This window comes from Nonomuraea sp. NPDC003754, from assembly GCF_053605785.1.
The window spans coordinates 17050-35056 of record NZ_JBSGJX010000010.1; the positions used below are offsets into that span (position 1 = coordinate 17050).

An 18007-nucleotide genomic window follows, 5' to 3' on the forward strand; every position below is an offset into this window, starting at 1 on the left:
TGGCGGGTCGCCGTGACGGCGGCCCGCCACACGTGTTCCCGCGGCCCTGTCATCCGGCCCCGGGAAACGCGGAGGGCCGCTCCCGGTGCGGGAGCGGCCCTTCGGCGGTGGGACCGTTTACAGGTACTGGCCGGTGTTGGCGACCGTGTCGATCGACCGGCCGGCCTCGGTGCCCTGCTTGCCGGAGACCAGCGTGCGGATGTAGACGATCCGCTCGCCCTTCTTGCCGGAGATGCGGGCCCAGTCGTCGGGGTTGGTGGTGTTGGGCAGGTCCTCGTTCTCGGAGAACTCGTCCACGCAGGCCGCCAGCAGGTGCTGCACCCGCAGGCCCTTCTGCCCGGACTCGAGGAACTGCTTGATGGCCATCTTCTTGCCCCGGTCGACGATGTTCTGGATCATCGCGCCGGAGTTGAAGTCCTTGAAGTAGAGGACTTCCTTGTCGCCGTTGGCGTAGGTCACCTCGAGGAAGCGGTTCTCTTCGCTCTCGGAGTACATGCGCTCCACGACGCTCTGGATCATTCCCGCGATCGTCGACTCGCGGGAGTCGGAGTGCTCTGCCAGGTCGTCCGGGTGCAGCGGGAGGTCGGCGATGAGGTACTTGGAGAAGATGTCCTTGGCCGCCTCGGCGTCCGGCCGCTCGATCTTGATCTTGACGTCCAGGCGGCCTGGCCGCAGGATCGCCGGGTCGATCATGTCTTCGCGGTTGGAGGCGCCGATGACGATGACGTTCTCCAGTCCCTCGACGCCGTCGATCTCCGACAGCAGCTGCGGGACGATGGTGTTCTCGACGTCGGAGGAGACGCCCGAGCCTCGGGTGCGGAAGATCGAGTCCATCTCGTCGAAGAACACGATCACCGGGGTGCCCTCGGAGGCCTTCTCCCGTGCGCGCTGGAAGACCAGGCGGATGTGCCGCTCGGTCTCGCCGACGTACTTGTTGAGGAGCTCCGGGCCCTTGATGTTGAGGAAGAAGCTCTTGCCGGACTGGCCGGTCTTCTCCGCGACCTGCTTGGCCAGGGAGTTGGCGACGGCCTTGGCGATGAGCGTCTTGCCGCATCCGGGCGGGCCGTACAGCAGCACGCCCTTGGGCGGGCGGAGCTTGTGCTCGCGGAACAGGTCGGCGTGCAGGTAGGGCAGCTCGATGGCGTCCCTGATCTGCTCGATCTGCCGCATGAGGCCGCCGATCTCCTCGTAGGAGATGTCGGGGACCTCTTCGAGGACCAGCTCTTCCACTTCGGACTTGGGTATGCGCTCGTAGACGTAGCCGGAGCGGGGCTCCAGCAGCAGGGAGTCGCCGGCGCGCACCGGCTGGCCGAGCAGCGATTCGGCCAGGCGTACGACGCGCTCCTCGTCGGCGTGGGAGATGACCAGGGCGCGCTCGCCGTCTTCGAGCAGCTCCTTGAGCATCACGATCTCGCCGACCTCTTCGTAGCCGAGCGCCTCGACCACGTTGAGCGCCTCGTTGAGCATGACCTCCTGGCCACGCCTGAGCATGTCGACATCGACCGCGGGACTGACGTTGACCCGCAGCTTGCGGCCGCCGGTGAAGACCTCCACCGTGCCGTCTTCTCTGGCCTCGAGGAAGACGCCGAAGCCGGATGGCGGCTGGGCCAGCCGGTCGACCTCCTCCTTCAGAGCCACGATCTGGTCCCTGGCCTCCTTGAGTGTGGCGACCAGCCGTTCGTTCTGGCTGGTCACCGCGGCAAGGTTGGCCTGCGCCTCGTGGAGACGCTCCTCGAGGACCCTGGCCTGACGGGGTGACTCGGCCAGCTTCCTCCGCAGCGCGGTGATCTCCTCCTGCAGGAAGGAGACCTGTGTTGAAAGATCAGCGACCTCCCGTTCGCGCTGCGCGGCTCGAGCCTCTGCATCATCGCGAGCTGCCACGCCCCGTCACCTCCTTCCCAGTCGAGAGCGACTACTAAGGACCTTACCCATCTCCCGGCTTTCCGCTACCTTGCCGGAAAGTGTTCGTAGAGTGACATTCGGTATTCGGTGAATAAATCCCGCGGGCGTGTTTAGTAGTTCCAGCATATGAACACGGTCATCTGTTCCCGTGTCACGCACCAAGGCACCGCCGTGGCCAAATCGTCATAGTTCTTCGGTGGTCCCCTTCGGTCGTCTGCGCCTTGGCGGGGGCGTGACGCCGTCCGCCATGCGGCGGGCGGTGACGAGGAAGCCGGTGTGCCCGATCATGCGGTGATCTGGGCGGACGGCGAGTCCCTCGACATGCCAGTCGCGAACCAGGGTCTCCCACGCGTGGGGCTCGGTGAAACTCCCGTGCTCCCGCAGGGTTTCCACCGTCTTCGACATCTGGGTGGTCGTGGCGACGTAGACGCAGATCACGCCACCGGGGGTGAGGGCCTTGGCGACCGCGTCGACGCACTCCCACGGGGCGAGCATGTCGAGGATGACCCGGTCGACGTCGCTCTCGTCGATGGAGTCGTTGAGGTCGCCGACGACCAGGCGCCAGCTGTCCATCTCGCCGCCGAAGAACTTCTCGACGTTCTTGCGGGCGACGTCGGCGAACTCCTGGCGCCGCTCGTAGGAGGTGACCTTGCCCTCGGCGCCGACGGCGCGCAGCAGGAAGCAGGTCAGCGCGCCCGAGCCGACACCGGCCTCGATGACGCGCGCCCCGGGGAAGATGTCGGCCATGCCGACGATCTGGGCGGCGTCCTTGGGGTAGATGACGGCTGCGCCGCGCGGCATGGACAGCGTGTAGTCCTGCAGCAGGTGGCGGAAGGCCAGATACTGGGTGCCGCCCGAGGAGCGCACCACCGAGCCTTCGGGCTGGCCGATCAGGTCGCTGTGCGGGATCGCCCCCTTGTGCGTGTGGAAGACCCCGTCCTGCTTGAGCGTGATCGTGTGGCGCTTGTTCTTGGGGTCGGTGAGCTGCACCTGATCCCCTACCTGGAACGGCCCGTGCCTGCGAAAACCCATGGGCATGAGGATAGGGCGAATCGGGGGGTCGCTAGGCCTGTCGCAACCCCCTGTATCTGGGCCCTTCTTGACCGTAACATCCCTCACGTGGCAACGCGGTGGCCCTTCGCCGGCCGGGTCGAGGAGACCGACCGGTTGCTGACGCTCATGAACGATCCCGCGACCTGCGGCGTGGCGATCGTCGGGGCGGCGGGCGTGGGCAAGAGCAGGCTGGCGATGGAGGTGGTGACCTCGCTGCGCTCGCGCGGCCGTACGGCGGTGCACGCCATCGCCTCGATGGCGGCGCGCGGGCTTCCCTTCGGGGCGCTGGCCCACCTGCTGCCCGCCGCGCTCCCCCAGGGCGCCAACCCGCTGAAGTGGATCTCCGACACGCTGGTGGGGACCGAGCGGCGGCCGTTGGTTCTGGTCGACGACGCCCACCTGCTGGATTCCGGGTCGGCGGCGGTCCTGCACCACCTGGCGCAGGACTCGGCCGCGCAGCTGCTGCTGACGCTGCGCGGCGGCGAGCCGGCGCCGGAGGCGGTGGTGACGCTGTGGAAGGACCTGGGGCTGGTCAGGATGGAGCTGGCGCCGCTGAGCCGGCACGAGGTGGCCCGCATCCTGGCGGGCGTGCTGGGCGATCCGGTGGACTCGCAGAGCGCGGCCAGGCTGCACCGGCTGACCGGCGGCAACGCGCTGTTCCTGCGGGAGCTGGTGGCGGGCGCGCTGGACGCGGGGGCGCTGGTGCGGGTGCAGGGGCTGTGGCGGCTGCAGTCGGCGCCGCCGGTCGCTCCCCCGCTGGCCGAGCTGGTGGCCGCCCGCATCGGCAGGCTGGAGGCGGCCGAGGAGGAGGCGATGGAGTACGTCGCGCTGGGCGAGCCGCTGGGCGCGCGGTTGCTGGCCGGCCTGGTGTCGGCGGCGGCGGTGGAGGCGCTGGAGGCCAAGGACCTCATCAGGGTGCTGGTGGACGGCAGGCGGACGCTGGTGCGCCTGGCCCACCCCCTGTACGGCGAGGCGGCCAGGGCGCGCAGCCCGCTGCTGCGTACCCGCCGCCGCTACCGCCGGCTGGCCGAGGCGCTGGAGGCCACCGGCGGTAGCGGCGGCAGCGGCGGCAGGCGGCGCGACGACGTGGTGCGGACGGCGATGTGGCGGCTGGAGAGCGGCACCGCGAAGGATCCGGCGCAGCTGCTGTCGGGCTGCGAGATCGCGTGGGCGGCGCACGACGCCTCCCTGGCCGCGCGGCTGGGCTGGGCGGCGCTGAACGCGGGCGGCGGCGCGGAGGCGGCGGCCACGCTGGCGGACGTGCTGTCGTTCTCGGAGCGGTTCGCCGATTCGGAGGCGGCGCTGACCTCGGTGTGGGACGAGCCGTGCGCTCCGCAGGTGCGGGCGCGGCTGGCGATGCGGCGTGCCTGGAACCTGAACGTCGGGCTGCGCAGGCCGGGCGAGGCGGACGAGGTGCTCGACGCCGCCGAGGCGACGCTGGAGCAGCCGTCGCTGCGGATGATGGTGCAGGCCATGCGGCTGAACCTGCGGATCCTGCGCGGCGAGGTGCACGAGTGCGCGGCGGCGGCCGACCTGATGCTGGCCGGGGGGCCGCACGAGGGGACGGGCGCGGTGGTGGGCAGGGCGATGGCACTGGGCATCACCACCTACGGCCTGGCGTACATGGGGCGGTGCGCGGCGGCCAGGCGGATGTCCGAGCGGGGCATGGCGGAGGAGGAGACGTGGCGTGACGTGGCTCCGTCCGAGGTGCTCACGATGGTGGCCGGCCGCTATCTGGCCGAGCTGTCCGCCGGCGACCTGGACGCGGCCGAGCAGGCGGTCGTCCACGGCGAGCAGCTGCTGGGCGAGGACAGCACGGTGCGGCTGTTCCGGCGCCTGTTCCTGCAGTGGCACGGCGAGACCGCCAGGATGCGCGGCAGGGTGGCCGACGCGGCCACGATCGTCAGGGAGGCGGCCACGCCGGCGGGCGCGGGCCACTTCACCGCGCCGGCGGTGGCCGAGCTGGCGCACTGCACGGCGTTGCTCGGCGACCAGCGCACCGCCACGACGCTGCTGGAACGGGCCCAGAAGGACCGCGCGGACGTGGTGTACCTGCTGCAGACCTCCATCGACGCGGCGCAGCGCTGGGTGGCGGCGGCGGGCGGGCGGCTGACGCACGCGGTGGAGCTGGCGCTGTCGCACGCGGCCCGCGCCCGCGCCCAGGACTTGTACGGGATCGAGCTGGTCGCGCTGCACGACGCGGTGCGTTTCGGCGCGGCGGCGAAGGTGGCCGCGCGCCTGGGCGAGGTGGCCGCGCGGCACGATGGAAGGCTCGCGGCGATCTGCGCCGGCCACGCGGCGGCGGCCGCCGCGGGCGACGCGGAGGGCCTGGAGCGGGTGGCTGCCGGGTTCACCGACCTCGGCATGGTGCTGCACGCCGGCGACGTCCACGCGCAGGCCGCGGCCGCCTTCCTGGCCAGGGGCCGGCCGCGCCAGGCCAGGGCCGCCACGGCCAGGGCGGCGGCGTACGCGGGGGCGTGCCAGGGCGCGCGCACGCCGATGCTGGCGCGCCTGAGGGCCCGGCGCTGACGCCGCGCGAAAGGGAGATCGCCCGCCTGGCGGCCTCCGGCCTGGCCGGCAAGGACATCGCGGCGATGCTGGTGGTGTCGATCAGGACGGTGGACAACCACCTGCGGTCGGTCTACGGCAAGCTCGGAGTGAACAGCAGGACGGATCTGGCGGCGCTGCTCGGCCCGGACTCGCCGACGTGGCAGGGGGATTGATAGCAATGGACCATGTTGCCGCGTGAAGTGATCTCGACGGGCGCGCTGATCCTGCGTCCCCCCTCCCGTGAGGATCTGCCCGCGATCGTGCGGGCCTCGTCCGACGACGAGACGGCCCGTTTCCTCTACCGGTTGCCGATCCCGTACACGATGGACGACGCCGCGGGTTATCTGGCGATGGCGCAGCGGCGGTGGGCGGAGGGCGGCGCGGAGTTCACGATCGTCGACGCCGGCAGCGGGCAGTACCTGGGCGCGGTGGGGTTGCGGTCGCCCGACGAGCGCGGGGCGCTGTCGATCGGCTACCGGGTGGCGGAGTGGGCCAGGGGCAAGGGCGTGGCGACGGCGGCGACGCGCGCGGCCAGCGAATGGGCCTTCGACAAGGGGGCGCGGCGCATCGAGCTGCACGCCGAGGTGGAGAACATGCCCAGCCTGCGGGTCGCCTACGCGGCCGGGTACGTGCAGGAGGGCATCGCGAGAGAGCGGACCCGCACGCGTGACGGCAGGGCGGCCGACTTCGTGGCGTTCGCCAGGCTGGCGGCCGATTCGGGCGAGCCGGCCGAGCAGTACCTGCCGTTCCTCGACGGCGGGGAACTGTCGGACGGGGTGGTGCGGCTGGCGCAGCTGGCGCCGCGTGACGTCGGCGACTTCCTGGCCATGGTGGGCGAGGAGAGCGTCTCCCGCTGGATGATCGGTCCCGTCCCGACGGCCGACGTCGTCGAGCGCCGCTGCCGCTACGCCGGCTACTGGTGGCTGTCGGGGCAGCGGGCCGAGCTCGCGATCCGTGACGCGGCCACCGACGCGTTCGCGGGCCACATCCAGCTCGTGCAGGTGACGCCGTCGCTCGGGCAGGCGATGGTGGGCTACTCGCTGCGGCCGTCGTTCCGGGGCCGCGGGTTCATGACGCGGGCGGTGCGGCTGCTGGTCGACTGGGCGTTCGCGAACACGGCGCTGCACCGGATCGTGGCCGGCACCGACGTCGCCAACGACGCCTCCCAGCGGGTGCTGCAGCGGGTCGGCTTCACCAGGGAGAGCCTGCAGCGGGAGCTGTTCCCCCGGCCGGACGGCACGCGCGGCGACGACGTGGAGTGGCTGCTGCTACGGCCGCGCCTCAGCTGAAAATATCTATTACCTGTTGTGGGGGTGGCCAAGGGCGGTTTCGACGGTAATACTCCGAGTCGCCGCCCGTTAACACTCCGCCGTTCTCGGCGAGCCTTGCATCAGGGGATGAGGCATGAGCAGCGACTGCGTGAAGGAGCTCATCGAGTCGTTCTCCCATGTGGAGCCGGACGCGCTGCTGGACCAGGTGGTGCGATGCGCGTCGGCGGTGGGCGGCACGCCGTACGCGGGGTTCGTGGACGTCGATCCGCTGCAGGAGCTCGCCTACCCGTCCCATGTCCTCCTCGCACCGGGCGACCCGCTGGGAGTGGCCGGCTGGCTGCTGGAGTCGGGGGTGCTGAAGGAACTGGCGAACGCCTCCGACCCGGTGCTGCTGCTGCAGGACTGGTCAGTACGCGGGCCCGGGTTCCTGGCGGTGCCGGTGCCGCTGGCCACGCGCGACCAGGCGTACCTGTGGGTGGCGGGCAGGCGGTTCACCGAACGCGAGGAGCACCTGCTCGGCCGCCTGGCGGCCGCCGCGGGCCGCGCGATCGAGGCCTCCCGCGGCCTGCAGGTGGCCGCCCGCATGCTGCGCTCCGTCCACGCCTTCACCGCCTGATCCTTCTGCCGCGTCCGTCCTCGGCGCCGCGTTCGGGCGCGCGTGGCCGGCGTCCGCTACGGCATGACCACCCGTCAGGCTGCGACCGCGGCCCACAGGCAGCGGATCACCCGCACCGCGATAGCCGTACTGGCCCAGCGCGACGGCGAAGGTGGCGTCGGCGATCTCGACCGCGACCGTCCGCGCCGCCTCGGCGCTCAGGTGGCGGCGGCGCCCTCCTCCCGGCCGGTCTGCGTGAGGCGCCGAGGGGTGAGCCTGCGGCGCGGCCGGTCCGGTGAGGATGGCGGGGATCCGGGTCATTCGGCGGCGGTGTCGAGGGCGTCGCGCAGGAGGGCGGTCACCTGGGCGACGAGGGTCTCGGTGTCCAGCTTGGCCAGCAGGTCGAGGTCCACCGTGATCTCCGAGCCGACGCGCAGCCTGAGCGCCACCTGCCTGCCGCGCGTGCGCAGCCAGAACTCCACCGTTCTGGCCAGCGTCGTGGCCTGCCCCTGGGAGGCGACGTCCACGACGAGGTCGGGCGGTTCGCCGCCCATCCGCCCGGCGGCCGGGCGTCCGGGGCGCAGGCGGGTGCGCCCGCGCAGGCCGCCGGCGTCCCGGAGCCAGTCTTCCAGGGAGGCCAGCTCGTCGAAGGAGCCCTCGAACACGACACGGGTCACGCGGTCACCTCACGATCGGGGCGGTCCTGGCCCGGGTGAGGCGGACCAGGTCGGCCGGGTCGAGTTCGAGTTCGAGGCCGTGGCGGCCGCTGGAGACGTAGACGGAGGCCGCGGCGGTGGCGCTTTCCTCCAGCACCGACGGCAGGTACGGCAGGGCCAGCGGGCTGAGGATGTCGGCGGCGATGGTCTCGCCGATGCGCAGGACGTCGGCCAGTCGCGCCACCCTGGCGTCGGTGGCACCGAAGGCGCGGGCCAGCGCGCGCTCGTCGATGACGCCGGCGCTGGGGGCGATGGCGACGACGGCGTGCTCGCCGAGGTAGAGGATGACGGCTTTGAGCAGCCGCTCGGGTGGGATGCCGAGCTCGTCGGCGACCGCGGTCCTGGATTTCACTCTGGCCGGATCGTGGGGATAGGGATGGGCCCTGAAGTCCACCTGTGATTTACGAAGAATCCGCATCACTGGGGTGTCTCGCAGGACATTTCGGCTATTACGGGTTTTCGAGCTGCCGCGTCGTCGGCGAAAAGACTGGTAGGTGCGGGAGAAACGGTAAAGGTAGTCGACGAAGGCCTCGGCCAGCTCCACCGCCTCCTCCGCCTCCGGCCTGGCGAGCGGGTGCGCGCCGACGTGGGCGGCCTCGTTGCCGAGCTCGCGCAGTTCCTCTGCCCAGGCCAGCAGCCAGCCGTCGATCAGGCCGCCGTCGCGCAGCTCGCGAAGGGCGTGGAAGAGCGTGCGGCCCGTGACGCCGTGGTCGGCGCACACCGCCTCGAGCAGCCGTCGCACGTGCAGCACGGCCGAGGTGGGCGATCCCGAGCGCAGGCCGGCGCGCGCATGGGTGAGCTCCTGCCGTACGACGGGAGGCACCTCGGCACGGATCGGCGGCCCCGAGGGCGGCCACAGCACCTGCGCGGGGCGGGCGGGCAGGTCGTCGGGGTCGCGGTCGTCGACCTCGTCGCGATTCTCCAGCAGCAAAGCCTGCCCGCAACTCTGGCAGACGGCCAGCCAATAGGGCCGCAATGGCGTGGGTAGAAAAACCCTGTGTAATCCGTCGGCTTCGCGTGCGACAGTAGGTCGGGCACAACTCGGGCAATCGACATCGAATTTCGCACCCCATCGCGCCACAAAAGGACAATAAGGTATCGAGGGGGCCAACATGAAGCGCTGGCCGTTCGCGGGCCGCAGGCACGAACTCGACGACCTGGTCCGGCTCGCCCGCGACCCGACCGCGCAGGGCGTCGTCATCGCCGGTCCCGCCGGCGTCGGGAAGTCGCGCCTGGCCGGCGAGGTGCTGACGCGCTTCCACGCGGCCAAGGTGACCACCCTGCGGATCAGGGCGACCAAGGCGGCCAGCTCGATACCGAACGGCGCGCTGGCCGACCTCATCCCGCCCCAGCACCCCCCGCACCTGGTCAACACCGTGCGCTGGGCCGCCGACGAACTGCTCGCCCAGGCCAGGGGCAGGGTCGCGGTGCTGTCGGTCGACGACGCCCACCTGCTCGACAGCCACTCGGCCGAGGTGATCGCCTGCCTGGTCAGGGGTGGGCAGGCACGGCTGGTCGCCACGCTGCGCACGGGCGAGCCCGCCCCCGATCCGGTGACGCTGTTGTGGCGGGACGGCCACGTACGCCGCTACGACACCGGCCCGCTCAGCGACGACGACGTCACCGCCGTCCTGACGGCCGCGCTCGGCGGCCAGCCCGACGACGCCACCGTGCGCAGGCTGGCCGAGGTGACCGAGGGCAACGCGCTGTTCCTGTCGGAGGTGGTGGGGGCGGCCATCGCCGCCGGCTCGCTGTCGGAGATCCACGGGATGTGGAAGCTGACCGGCGCCCCGCCCCTCGCGCCCCGCCTGGTCGACCTGATCCACGAGCGGATCGGCGCGCTGTCGCCCGAGCTGAAGGACGTCCTGGAGTACACGGCGCTGGCCGAGCCGATCGGCGCCCGCACGCTCGGCGCCCTGACCGGCGAGCGCGCGGTGCTGGAGGCCGAGGAGCGCGGCCTGGTCAGGGTGCGCGTCGAAGGACGGCGGGAGATCGCCCGCCTCGGCCACCCCCTCTACGGCGAGGTCGCCCGTGAGCACCTGCCCGAGCTGCGCCGCCGCCGCAGGCACGCCGACCTGGCCGCGGCGCTGGAGGCGACCGGCCTGCGCCGCAGGGAGGACCCGCTGCGGGTGACGGTGTGGCGGCTGGCGGGCGGGCTGGGCGCGGCCCCTCGCCCGCTCCTGGACGCCTCCCGCCTGGCCTGGTCGGCGCACGACTACCCGCTGGCCATCCGGCTCGGCGAGGCCGCCCTCGACGCGGGCGGCGGCACCGCCGCGGCGATCCAGCTGGCCACGCTCCTCGACTACGCCCAGCAGCCGGACCGGGCCAGGTCCGTGCTCGACGCCACCCTCGAGCCCGGCGACGAGCCGTCGAAGGCCCGCCTGGTACTGGCCAGGGCGAGCAACCTGGCCTGGGGCATGGACCGGCTCGGCGACGCGCTCGACCTGCTCGCCGTCACCGAGAAGGAGTTGGCGGAGCCGTCGGGCCGCCGGCGGCTGGCCGTCCAGCGCCTCGGGCTGACCGCGTCGGCCGCCCGCACCGGCGACGCCCTGCGGCTCGCCACGGAACTGCTGGCCCAGGACCTCGAGCCGGCCCAGCGCGCCCAGGTGCTCAACTCCCGAGCCCTGGCCCTCTGCTACGCCGGGCGCACCGCCGAGGCGACCGCACTGGTCCGCGAGGCGCTCGGCGCGGCGGCGACCTGGCGCGACGAGCTGCCCGCCCTGGTCTCGCCGCTGCACTCAACCTGGTCCATGTGCGGATACTTCTCCGGCGACCTGGCCGTCATGGACGAGGCCATCGCCTCCATGCGGTCCGCCCTCGCCGGCCAGCGCGGCTGGTCGCGCGGCGAGGGGAGCCTCGCGCTGGCCAGGGGCAACGCCGCCACCCTGCGCGGCCAGCTGGGCACGGCGCTGCTCGTCCTGCACGCGCCCGCCAACCACGAGACGGCGCTCACCGTGGGCGGCTGCATGGCCGCCTACGCCGCCGCCCAGGCGCTGCGCGGCGAGGCGGACGCCGCCCGCGACACCCTCAGGGCGGCCGTGGAGCGCAATCGGGCCACCTGGACCGCGTTCATGCGCTGGGTGGCGCTCACCCGCGTGTGGATCGCCGCCGCAGCGGGCGAGAGCAGCCGCGCGGTCGAGCTGGCGCTGGCGGCAGCCGCCGACTGCAGGGAGAGCGGACTCGCCGCGTTCGAGGCGGTCGCCCTCCACGACGCGGTACGGCTCGGCGCGCCCGTCGCCGTCGCTGCCCGGCTGGCCGAGCTGGCCGCGGCCCACGACGGGCCCCGGGTGCGGCTGGCGGCCCGGCACGCCGCCGCGCTGGCGGAGTCGGACGCTGACGGACTGCTGGCGGTGGCGGAGGGGTTCGACGCGCTGGGGCTGCGCCTGCACGCGGCGGAGGCGGCCGCCCAGGCGGCGGGGCTGTTACGGCGCTCGCGCGGCGAGCGGGCGGCCCGGGCGGCGGCGACGGAGGCGTGGTCGCTGGCTGGAGCGTGCCAGGGGCCCGACACGCCCGCGTTACGGGAGCTGGCCGCGCCCGACCTGACCGAGCGGGAGTTGCAGGTGGCGCAGCTGACGGCCGCGGGACGGTCGCACCGGCAGATCGCCATGGAGCTCGGGATCGCGATGCGCACGGCCATGAACCACAGGAACCAGGCGTACTGGAAGCTGGGCGTCAACTCGCCGGCCGAGCTCGCCAAGGCCCTCAACCGCTTCCGCCGGCCGGCGGGCGGGACGGACGGCCCCCCGCCGATCAGCCCCCCGCCGAACGCCAGACCCGGGCAGGCCGCACCCGGGAGCAGGCGGCCGGGACCGGCGGCAGAACCTGGCGGTGACGGCCGGTAGCAGGCCGCCCGGAGGCGCAGGAGAGCCTGGCACGCCGCGCCCGGATCCGGGTGACTCGGGCGCCTGCGCGTATCGTGCGGGGCTTCCCACGCTCTCGATGATCCGTCGTGGTCGGCCGGTCGGCCTGAGTAGGGCGCTACTCAGGTCACCGGACGGCGGGGCGACGTCACGGCGGGCGGGCGGAGTCGGCTGGAGCGGCGTGACGGACGGGCGGTGACCGGTGACCACGGTGGCCTCCCGGCTTGCCGTACGGGAGGAACTGGAGGCCCGGCTTGCCGTACCGGAGGACGGGGGAACTGGACGCCCGGCTTGCCGTACGAGAAGCACGGGAGAACGGGAGGCCCGGCTTGCCGTACCGGAGGAACGGCAAGCCGGGGCGCGGGTCAGCCGCGGTGGGACTCGTAACGCATCGTGCGGGAGACGCCGATGCGGACGGTCGTTCCCGGCGCGATGGTGACGGGCTCGTTCGGCGGGATGTCGTAGAAGTTGGGGTCGCCGGGCGGCTGGATCTGGGTGCCGTTGACCGAGCCGAGGTCGACCAGGTTGACGTCCCAGCCGTCGAGCGCGACCCGCAGGTGGCGGCGGGAGACCGACCCGTCGGGGCTGGTGACCTTGGCGGGCCTGGCGGTGCCGCCGGCGACCTCGGGCGCCCGCTCGGGGTCGCGGCCGAGCAGGTAGTCGCCGTCGAGCGGCAGCGAGGTGCCGTCGTCGAGCAGCAGCACGCCGAGCTGCGGCCGCGGCCCCTTGTACGGCACCAGCGTCCGCTGCACCAGCTCGATGCCGCAGATCACGCAATACGGCGAGCGCGGGTCGTTGAAGTGGTCGTTCTTGCAGTCGACGCCGAACACCATCGGCCGGCCGTCGGCCGCCTCCTCGCCCGGCTGCTCCTGCGGAGGACCGTAGGGGGGCTCGTGCTGCTCGGGCGGAGGGCCGTAGGGGGGCTCGTGCTGCTCGGGCGCGACGGGGCCGCCTGCGTGGGGCACGTCCTCGAAGGGCATCGGTCCCGGACCCTGCGGCGGCGGGCCCGGCGGCATGGGCGGGCCGGGCGGCGGCATCGGGCCGGGGCCCGGCATGGGCGGGCCGGGCGGGGCGGGCTCGGAGTACGGTTCGGCGGCCGGCGGCGGGCCGTAGGGGCCCTGCGGTCCCGAGGGCCCGCCCATCGGGTAGGGGGCCATCGGCTGGGATGGCGGCTGGGGCGCCGGCTGGGCCTGCACCGGCTCCTCCTGCCGCGGCTCCGGCCTGGGCGGCGGGGGCAGCAGGTCGGGCTCGAAGTGGAGGCCGGTCGCCGGCAGCTCGCTGGTCTCCAGCGGCTTGACCTTCGCCTTGGCCGGCGCCTCCTCGACGTCGCCCACCTCGCCGCGCAGGCCGCCGCCGAGCACCACGCCGCTGTCGAGGCGGACGGCCGGGTGGGCGTCGCCGGCGCCCGGCAGGACCAGCTCGACCCGCTGCACGGGCCCCGGGATCAGCCGGTCGGTCCAGGTGAGGGAGTCACGCCCGGACAGCCTGGTCTCGCCGTCGTCTGTGCTGACCACGGCTGAGGCCGACCCGCTGACCAGCACGGCCATGCCACCACCCGCGGGCCCTGCCACCGCGCAGCTGACCGGGTCGCCCGACATGGTCCTGAACAACACCTGTGCGGCACGGCGGGCCAGCGCGAGACCGTCCGCCCCCGACGCCGCGCTCTCACGGAGTGCTTCGAGCAGCTCGCCGCTCGCTCCCTCCGCCGCGTCGCAGACGAGTAGCAGCCCACCCATGTGGGCGACCAGCCCGCTGCCCGGCAGTGGGCGCACCACCCCGAAGCCCTGCTCTGCCACCGAAATCTCCCTCCACGGAAAATCGCCGGTCAACCGCCAGCCATACGCATACCCAGACGAGGAGGAACAGTATCGGTCTGAGCTGCTCGCCTCGAATCCGCGATCGGTGATCGGGTTGTCTGAAACACTAGTCCTACCTGGCCGTTCAGACGAGTGGTCACACCCCGCTGAAGACCTTGTTGACGTCGGCGGTGGCCAGCACGCCGTAGACCTCGCCGCCGCGTTCGACCAGGAGGTACTCCCCCGCCGGGGCGTCGCGCATGGCGTCGATCAGCGACTCGCCCGACAGGTCGGCGGGCAGCACCATGGACGGCTCGATGGTGCGGGAGAGCGATCCGACGTTCACCCACGGCCTGCGGTGCTCGGGCGTGGCCTGGACGGCCGCCTCGTTGACGATGGCGGTCGGCTTGCCCTCGTGGTCGACGATCACCATGGCGCCGGCGCGGGCCTCCGTGGTCCTGCGCAGGGCCTCCGCCAGCGGGGTCTCGGCGGTCACCGGGATGGCGCGGCGGGCCAGGGCGCGGGCGTTGGCCTGCGGGAGCCGCGCGCGCACGCGGGCCACCCGCAGCGACTGGGTGGCGCCGAACCAGATGAAGCTGGCCAGCAGCACCGACCAGATGACGTAGGTGTCGAGCAGCGACTGGCCGCTCATCAGCGACATGGCGAACGCCGCGGCGACGATGGCGACGGCCAGCGCCCTGCCGACCCACGCGGCGGCCAGGGTGCCCGAAATGGCGCTGCGGGTCACCCTCCACACGCCCGCGCGCAGCATCCGGCCGCCGTCGAGCGGCAGCCCGGGCAGCAGGTTGAAGACGCCGACGATGAGGTTGGCCACCCACAGCTGCCAGGCCAGCGCGCCCGGCACGCCGCCCTGGGGGATGACGAACTCGTAGACGAGGTAGCCGCCGCCGGCCAGGCCGAGCGACAGCAGCGGCCCGGCGAAGGCGACCATGAACTCGCGGCCGGGTGTCTGGGGCTCCTTCTCGATCTCCGAGACGCCGCCGAGGAGGTAGAGGGTGATGCGGCGGACCGGCAGGCCGTACATCCTGGCCACGACGCAGTGGGCCAGCTCGTGCAGCAGCACCGACACGTACAGCAGCACGGCGAAGACGAAGGCCACGGCGTAGGCGGCCGGCTCGCTGACGCCGGGCATCATCCTGAGCATGACGCGGCCGAAGCTCCAGGTGATGAACGCCGCGACGATGAACCAGGTCCACGAGACGTAGACCGGGATGCCGAAGGGCCTGCCCATCCGGATGCCGGAGAACTCCTGGCGGGGACTCTCGGCGCTCACCTATCACTCCTTTGTCCAGTGGCTGCCTTGATGCTACTCGGCGCGCCCATACTGTCGGTGTCTTGACTTACAGTGCGGAGCATGACGTTGACCGAACCCGTGATCATCGGGGCCCTCTCCCCTTCGCGGGCGGGTGACTTCATGACCTGCCCCCTGCTGTACCGCTTCAGGGTGATCGACCAGCTTCCCGAGAAGCCCTCGGCGGCGGCGGTGCGCGGCACGGTGGTCCACGCGGTGCTGGAGCGGCTCTACGACCTCCCGGCGCCGCGGCGTTCGGTGGAGGCGGCGCTGGAGCTGCTGGAGCCGCAGTGGGCCAGGCTGCTCGGCGAGGACGCGGCCTATGCGGAGATGTTCGCCGACGAGGCCGAGCGGCTGGAGTGGCTGGGGCAGGCGCGCTCGATGCTGGAGCGCTACTTCACGCTGGAGGACCCGACGCGGCTGGAGCCGGCCGAGCGGGAGCTGTACGTGGAGGCGGTGCTCGACAGCGGCCTGATGCTGCGCGGCTACATCGACCGCCTCGACGTGGCGCCCGGCGGCGCGGTCAGGGTCGTCGACTACAAGACCGGCAACGCGCCGGGGCCCGACTTCGAGGCCAAGGCGCTGTTCCAGATGAAGTTCTACGCGCTGGTGCTGTGGCGGTTGCGCGGGGAGATCCCGCGGCTGCTGCAGCTGGTCTACCTGGGCGGCGCCGGCGAGGTGCTGCGCTACGCGCCCGACGCGGCCGACCTGCTGGCGACCGAGCGCAAGGTGCAGGCGTTGTGGGCGGCGATCGAGCGGGCGCTGGAGACGGGCGAGTGGCGGGCGCGGCCGTCCCGGCTGTGCGACTGGTGCGATCATCAGGCGCTGTGCCCCGAGTTCGGCGGCACTCCCCCGCCGGTGCCCGCCAGGCAGCCGGGTGACACGGTCAGAAGCAGCCGGCGGGCGGCGACCGACGAGCTCTGAAGTCCTCCCCAAGGAGGAGGATTCCCGCTTTCACCTGGTCTTACATTGAAGCGGTGCGCACCGACCGAGCCCTGTTCCGCGACTCGCTCCTCGCCGCGGCTCTGGCGGCGGCGTCGGTGGCGCTGTTCGTCGCCGGCGGCAACAGCGGCGTGGCCGAGGCGGTGCTGCTGGCTGTCGGCTACCTGCCCGTGGCGGTGCGCAGGCGCTGGCCGCTGGGGGCGTTGTGCGCCGCGCAGGTGCCGATCGTGGTGTTCGGCGCGCTCCACATGGATCCGGGGCTCGCCGGGCTGACCGGGCTGATCGTGCTCTACACGGTGGCCGCCCACCGGGGTCTGGCGGTCGCGCTGTCGGGGCTGGCCGTCTCGGCGGTCGGCTACGTCACGGCGCTGGCGCTGGCGCCGCCCACGATGACCTGGCCCGATCACGCGATGGCCGCGCTCATCGGGCTGGCGGTCTGGGGCACCGGCCGCAGCGTGCGGCTGCGGCGCGCCTACCTGGAGGAGCTGAAGGACCGCGCGGCCAGGCTGGAGCGAGCCAGGGACGCCGACACCAGGGCGGCGCGGGCGGAGGAGCGCTCGCGCATCGCCAGGGAGCTGCACGACGTGGTCGCCCACCACGTGAGCGTGATGACCGTGCAGGCCGCGGCCGCGAGGAAGGTGCTGACCGCCAGCCCTGAGCTGGCGGGCGAGGCGCTGTCGGCGATCGAGGAGACCGGCAGGCTCGCGATGAACGAGATGCGCAACATCGTCGGCGTGCTGCGCACCGACAGCCTGCCGGGCCCGCCGGAGCGGCGCCCTCAGCCGGGGCTGCGCGACCTGCCGGCGCTGGTGGAGCAGATGCGTGAGGCGGGCCTGCCGACCGAGCTGGAGGTCGAGGGCGGAGGTCCGGTTCCCGCGGGCGTCGACCTGGCCGTCTACCGGCTGGTCCAGGAGGGGCTGACCAACAGCCTGCGCCACGCCGGCCCCGGCGCCCATGCCAGGGTGTCGGTACGGCAGGCGCCGCGCGAGCTGAGCCTCGTCGTCGAGGACGACGGCAGGGGCCCGGGCGACTCTCCGCCAGGTGACAGGACCGGGCATGGATTGGTCGGGATTCGCGAGAGGGTGGCCCTCTATGGTGGAATCCTCAGGATCGGTCCGCGCACGGGGGGCGGTTTCGAGGTGCGGGCGACTTTCCCGCTGAAGGACGGATGATGACGATCAGAGTGCTGCTGGTGGACGACCAGCCACTGCTGCGCACGGGGTTCCGCCTGATCCTCGAGGCCGAGCCGGACATCGCGGTGGTCGGGCAGGCGGGCGACGGCAAGGACGCGCTCGAGCAGGCACGGGCGCTGCTGCCGGACGTGGTCCTGATGGACATCAGGATGCCGGGCGTCGACGGGATCGAGGCGACGCGGCGGATCGTGCGCGACGCGGCCGCGGGCGCGCACGTGCCGAAGGTGCTGGTGCTGACCACGTTCGACCTGGACGAGTACATCGTCGAGGCGCTGCGGTCCGGGGCGTCGGGCTTCCTGCTGAAGGACGTGCCGCCGGACGAGCTGGTGCAGGCGATCAGGGTGGTGGCGTCGGGCGACGCGATCGTGGCGCCGAGCGTCACCAGGCGGCTGCTCGACCGGTTCGCGGCGAAGCTGCCGTCGGCCTACCAGCAGGCGACCCCGGCGCGGCTCGACCGACTGACCGAGCGGGAGCTGGAGGTGCTCAGGCTGATCGCCAGGGGCATGTCCAACGCGGAGATCGCCGCCAAGCTGGTGGTGAGCGAGACGACGGTCAAGACGCACGTGGGCAACGTGCTGACGAAGCTGGGGCTGCGCGACCGCGTTCAGGCGGTCGTCCTGGCCTACGAGACCGGGCTGATCACGCCAGGCGCCCTGTCCTGACGGCGGTCGGCGCGCCGACCCTGGTCGTGACGGCGGTCCTCGCACCGGCCCTGCCCGGGTGAAGGGCCGGGAGGGTCCATGTGGGCGGGCCTGGGAGCGCGGGTATCGGGGCGGTGGCCTGTGGTGGCCTGCCGGTGGCCTGCTCGTGCCGCGTG

Annotated in this window: 14 protein-coding genes; 8 read left to right on the top strand and 6 right to left on the bottom strand. The window is 72.8% G+C overall.

Translation table 11 applies throughout. The features are described 5' to 3' along the window. Window positions 1–117 precede the first annotated feature (117 nt). Entirely contained in the window at window positions 118–1881 is a 1764-nt protein-coding gene (gene arc, locus ACWEVS_RS14880) for a proteasome ATPase (protein WP_354906987.1), read from the bottom strand. A gap of 204 nt (window positions 1882–2085) precedes the next feature. Beyond that, on the bottom strand, window positions 2086–2934 hold the full coding sequence (locus ACWEVS_RS14885; RefSeq protein WP_354906988.1) for a tRNA (adenine-N1)-methyltransferase: 849 nt from the start codon (window positions 2932–2934) through the stop codon (window positions 2086–2088). Between the two features lie 87 nt (window positions 2935–3021). On the opposite strand from ACWEVS_RS14885, the gene ACWEVS_RS14890 reads away from it, so the two are divergent. From ACWEVS_RS14890 to ACWEVS_RS14905, 4 genes are all read left to right on the top strand, one after another. Next, a complete protein-coding gene (locus ACWEVS_RS14890) occupies window positions 3022–5484 on the top strand; it encodes a hypothetical protein (protein WP_452551896.1) in 2463 nt (820 codons plus the stop codon). Continuing rightward, window positions 5433–5678: a helix-turn-helix domain-containing protein gene (locus ACWEVS_RS14895; protein WP_452551898.1), complete on the top strand. Its 246-nt coding sequence runs from the start codon at window positions 5433–5435 to the stop codon at window positions 5676–5678. The genes ACWEVS_RS14890 and ACWEVS_RS14895 overlap by 52 nt, the downstream gene beginning before the upstream one ends. Before the next feature lie 12 nt (window positions 5679–5690). Continuing rightward, window positions 5691–6794, top strand: coding sequence for a GNAT family N-acetyltransferase (locus tag ACWEVS_RS14900; RefSeq protein ID WP_452551900.1), 1104 nt, complete (start codon window positions 5691–5693; stop codon window positions 6792–6794). Between the two features lie 115 nt (window positions 6795–6909). Next, complete coding sequence (locus ACWEVS_RS14905) at window positions 6910–7392, top strand: hypothetical protein (RefSeq protein WP_449925424.1); 483 nt, start codon at window positions 6910–6912, stop codon at window positions 7390–7392. Between the two features lie 296 nt (window positions 7393–7688). Here ACWEVS_RS14905 and ACWEVS_RS14910 read toward each other — a convergent pair whose 3' ends face one another. Together ACWEVS_RS14910 and ACWEVS_RS14915 are read right to left on the bottom strand one after the other, a co-directional pair. Further along, window positions 7689–8048, bottom strand: a complete 360-nt coding sequence (locus tag ACWEVS_RS14910) for an effector-associated constant component EACC1 (protein WP_449925427.1) — start codon at window positions 8046–8048, stop codon at window positions 7689–7691. A gap of 4 nt (window positions 8049–8052) precedes the next feature. Next, window positions 8053–9018 carry a DUF4145 domain-containing protein gene (locus tag ACWEVS_RS14915; protein ID WP_452551902.1) on the bottom strand — a complete coding sequence of 322 codons (966 nt, stop codon included), beginning with the start codon at window positions 9016–9018 and terminating at the stop codon, window positions 8053–8055. 181 nt (window positions 9019–9199) lie between these two features. Between ACWEVS_RS14915 and ACWEVS_RS14920 the strand changes: the two genes are divergently transcribed. Continuing rightward, window positions 9200–11929 carry a LuxR C-terminal-related transcriptional regulator gene (locus tag ACWEVS_RS14920; RefSeq protein WP_452551903.1) on the top strand — a complete coding sequence of 910 codons (2730 nt, stop codon included), beginning with the start codon at window positions 9200–9202 and terminating at the stop codon, window positions 11927–11929. 383 nt (window positions 11930–12312) lie between these two features. Here ACWEVS_RS14920 and ACWEVS_RS14925 read toward each other — a convergent pair whose 3' ends face one another. Both ACWEVS_RS14925 and ACWEVS_RS14930 read right to left on the bottom strand, forming a co-directional pair. Further along, complete coding sequence (locus tag ACWEVS_RS14925; protein WP_452417932.1) at window positions 12313–13743, bottom strand: FHA domain-containing protein; 1431 nt, start codon at window positions 13741–13743, stop codon at window positions 12313–12315. 157 nt (window positions 13744–13900) lie between these two features. Beyond that, window positions 13901–15037: a site-2 protease family protein gene (locus tag ACWEVS_RS14930; protein ID WP_354906997.1), complete on the bottom strand. Its 1137-nt coding sequence runs from the start codon at window positions 15035–15037 to the stop codon at window positions 13901–13903. An 81-nt stretch (window positions 15038–15118) separates the two neighbouring features. On the opposite strand from ACWEVS_RS14930, the gene ACWEVS_RS14935 reads away from it, so the two are divergent. Genes ACWEVS_RS14935 through ACWEVS_RS14945 form a run of 3 tightly spaced genes read left to right on the top strand, consistent with a single transcriptional unit; the run spans window position 15119 to window position 17852 of the window. Beyond that, window positions 15119–15979, top strand: a complete 861-nt coding sequence (locus ACWEVS_RS14935) for a RecB family exonuclease (RefSeq protein ID WP_354906998.1) — start codon at window positions 15119–15121, stop codon at window positions 15977–15979. 53 nt (window positions 15980–16032) lie between these two features. After that, the gene (locus ACWEVS_RS14940) at window positions 16033–17169 is read left to right on the top strand and encodes a histidine kinase (RefSeq protein WP_452551905.1); all 1137 of its coding nucleotides are present in this window, start codon (window positions 16033–16035) and stop codon (window positions 17167–17169) included. After that, a complete protein-coding gene (locus tag ACWEVS_RS14945; protein WP_354907172.1) occupies window positions 17169–17852 on the top strand; it encodes a response regulator transcription factor in 684 nt (227 codons plus the stop codon). The genes ACWEVS_RS14940 and ACWEVS_RS14945 overlap by 1 nt, the downstream gene beginning before the upstream one ends. Window positions 17853–18007 lie beyond the last annotated feature (155 nt).

Coding starts and splice junctions, on each gene's coding strand:
- ACWEVS_RS14885 (WP_354906988.1), bottom strand. CDS start 2,934: ATGGGTTTTCGCAGGCACGGGCCGTTCCAGGTAGGGGATCAGGTGCAG.
- ACWEVS_RS14900 (WP_452551900.1), top strand. CDS start 5,691: ATGTTGCCGCGTGAAGTGATCTCGACGGGCGCGCTGATCCTGCGTCCC.
- ACWEVS_RS14905 (WP_449925424.1), top strand. CDS start 6,910: ATGAGCAGCGACTGCGTGAAGGAGCTCATCGAGTCGTTCTCCCATGTG.
- ACWEVS_RS14920 (WP_452551903.1), top strand. CDS start 9,200: ATGAAGCGCTGGCCGTTCGCGGGCCGCAGGCACGAACTCGACGACCTG.
- ACWEVS_RS14935 (WP_354906998.1), top strand. CDS start 15,119: ATGACGTTGACCGAACCCGTGATCATCGGGGCCCTCTCCCCTTCGCGG.
- ACWEVS_RS14945 (WP_354907172.1), top strand. CDS start 17,169: ATGACGATCAGAGTGCTGCTGGTGGACGACCAGCCACTGCTGCGCACG.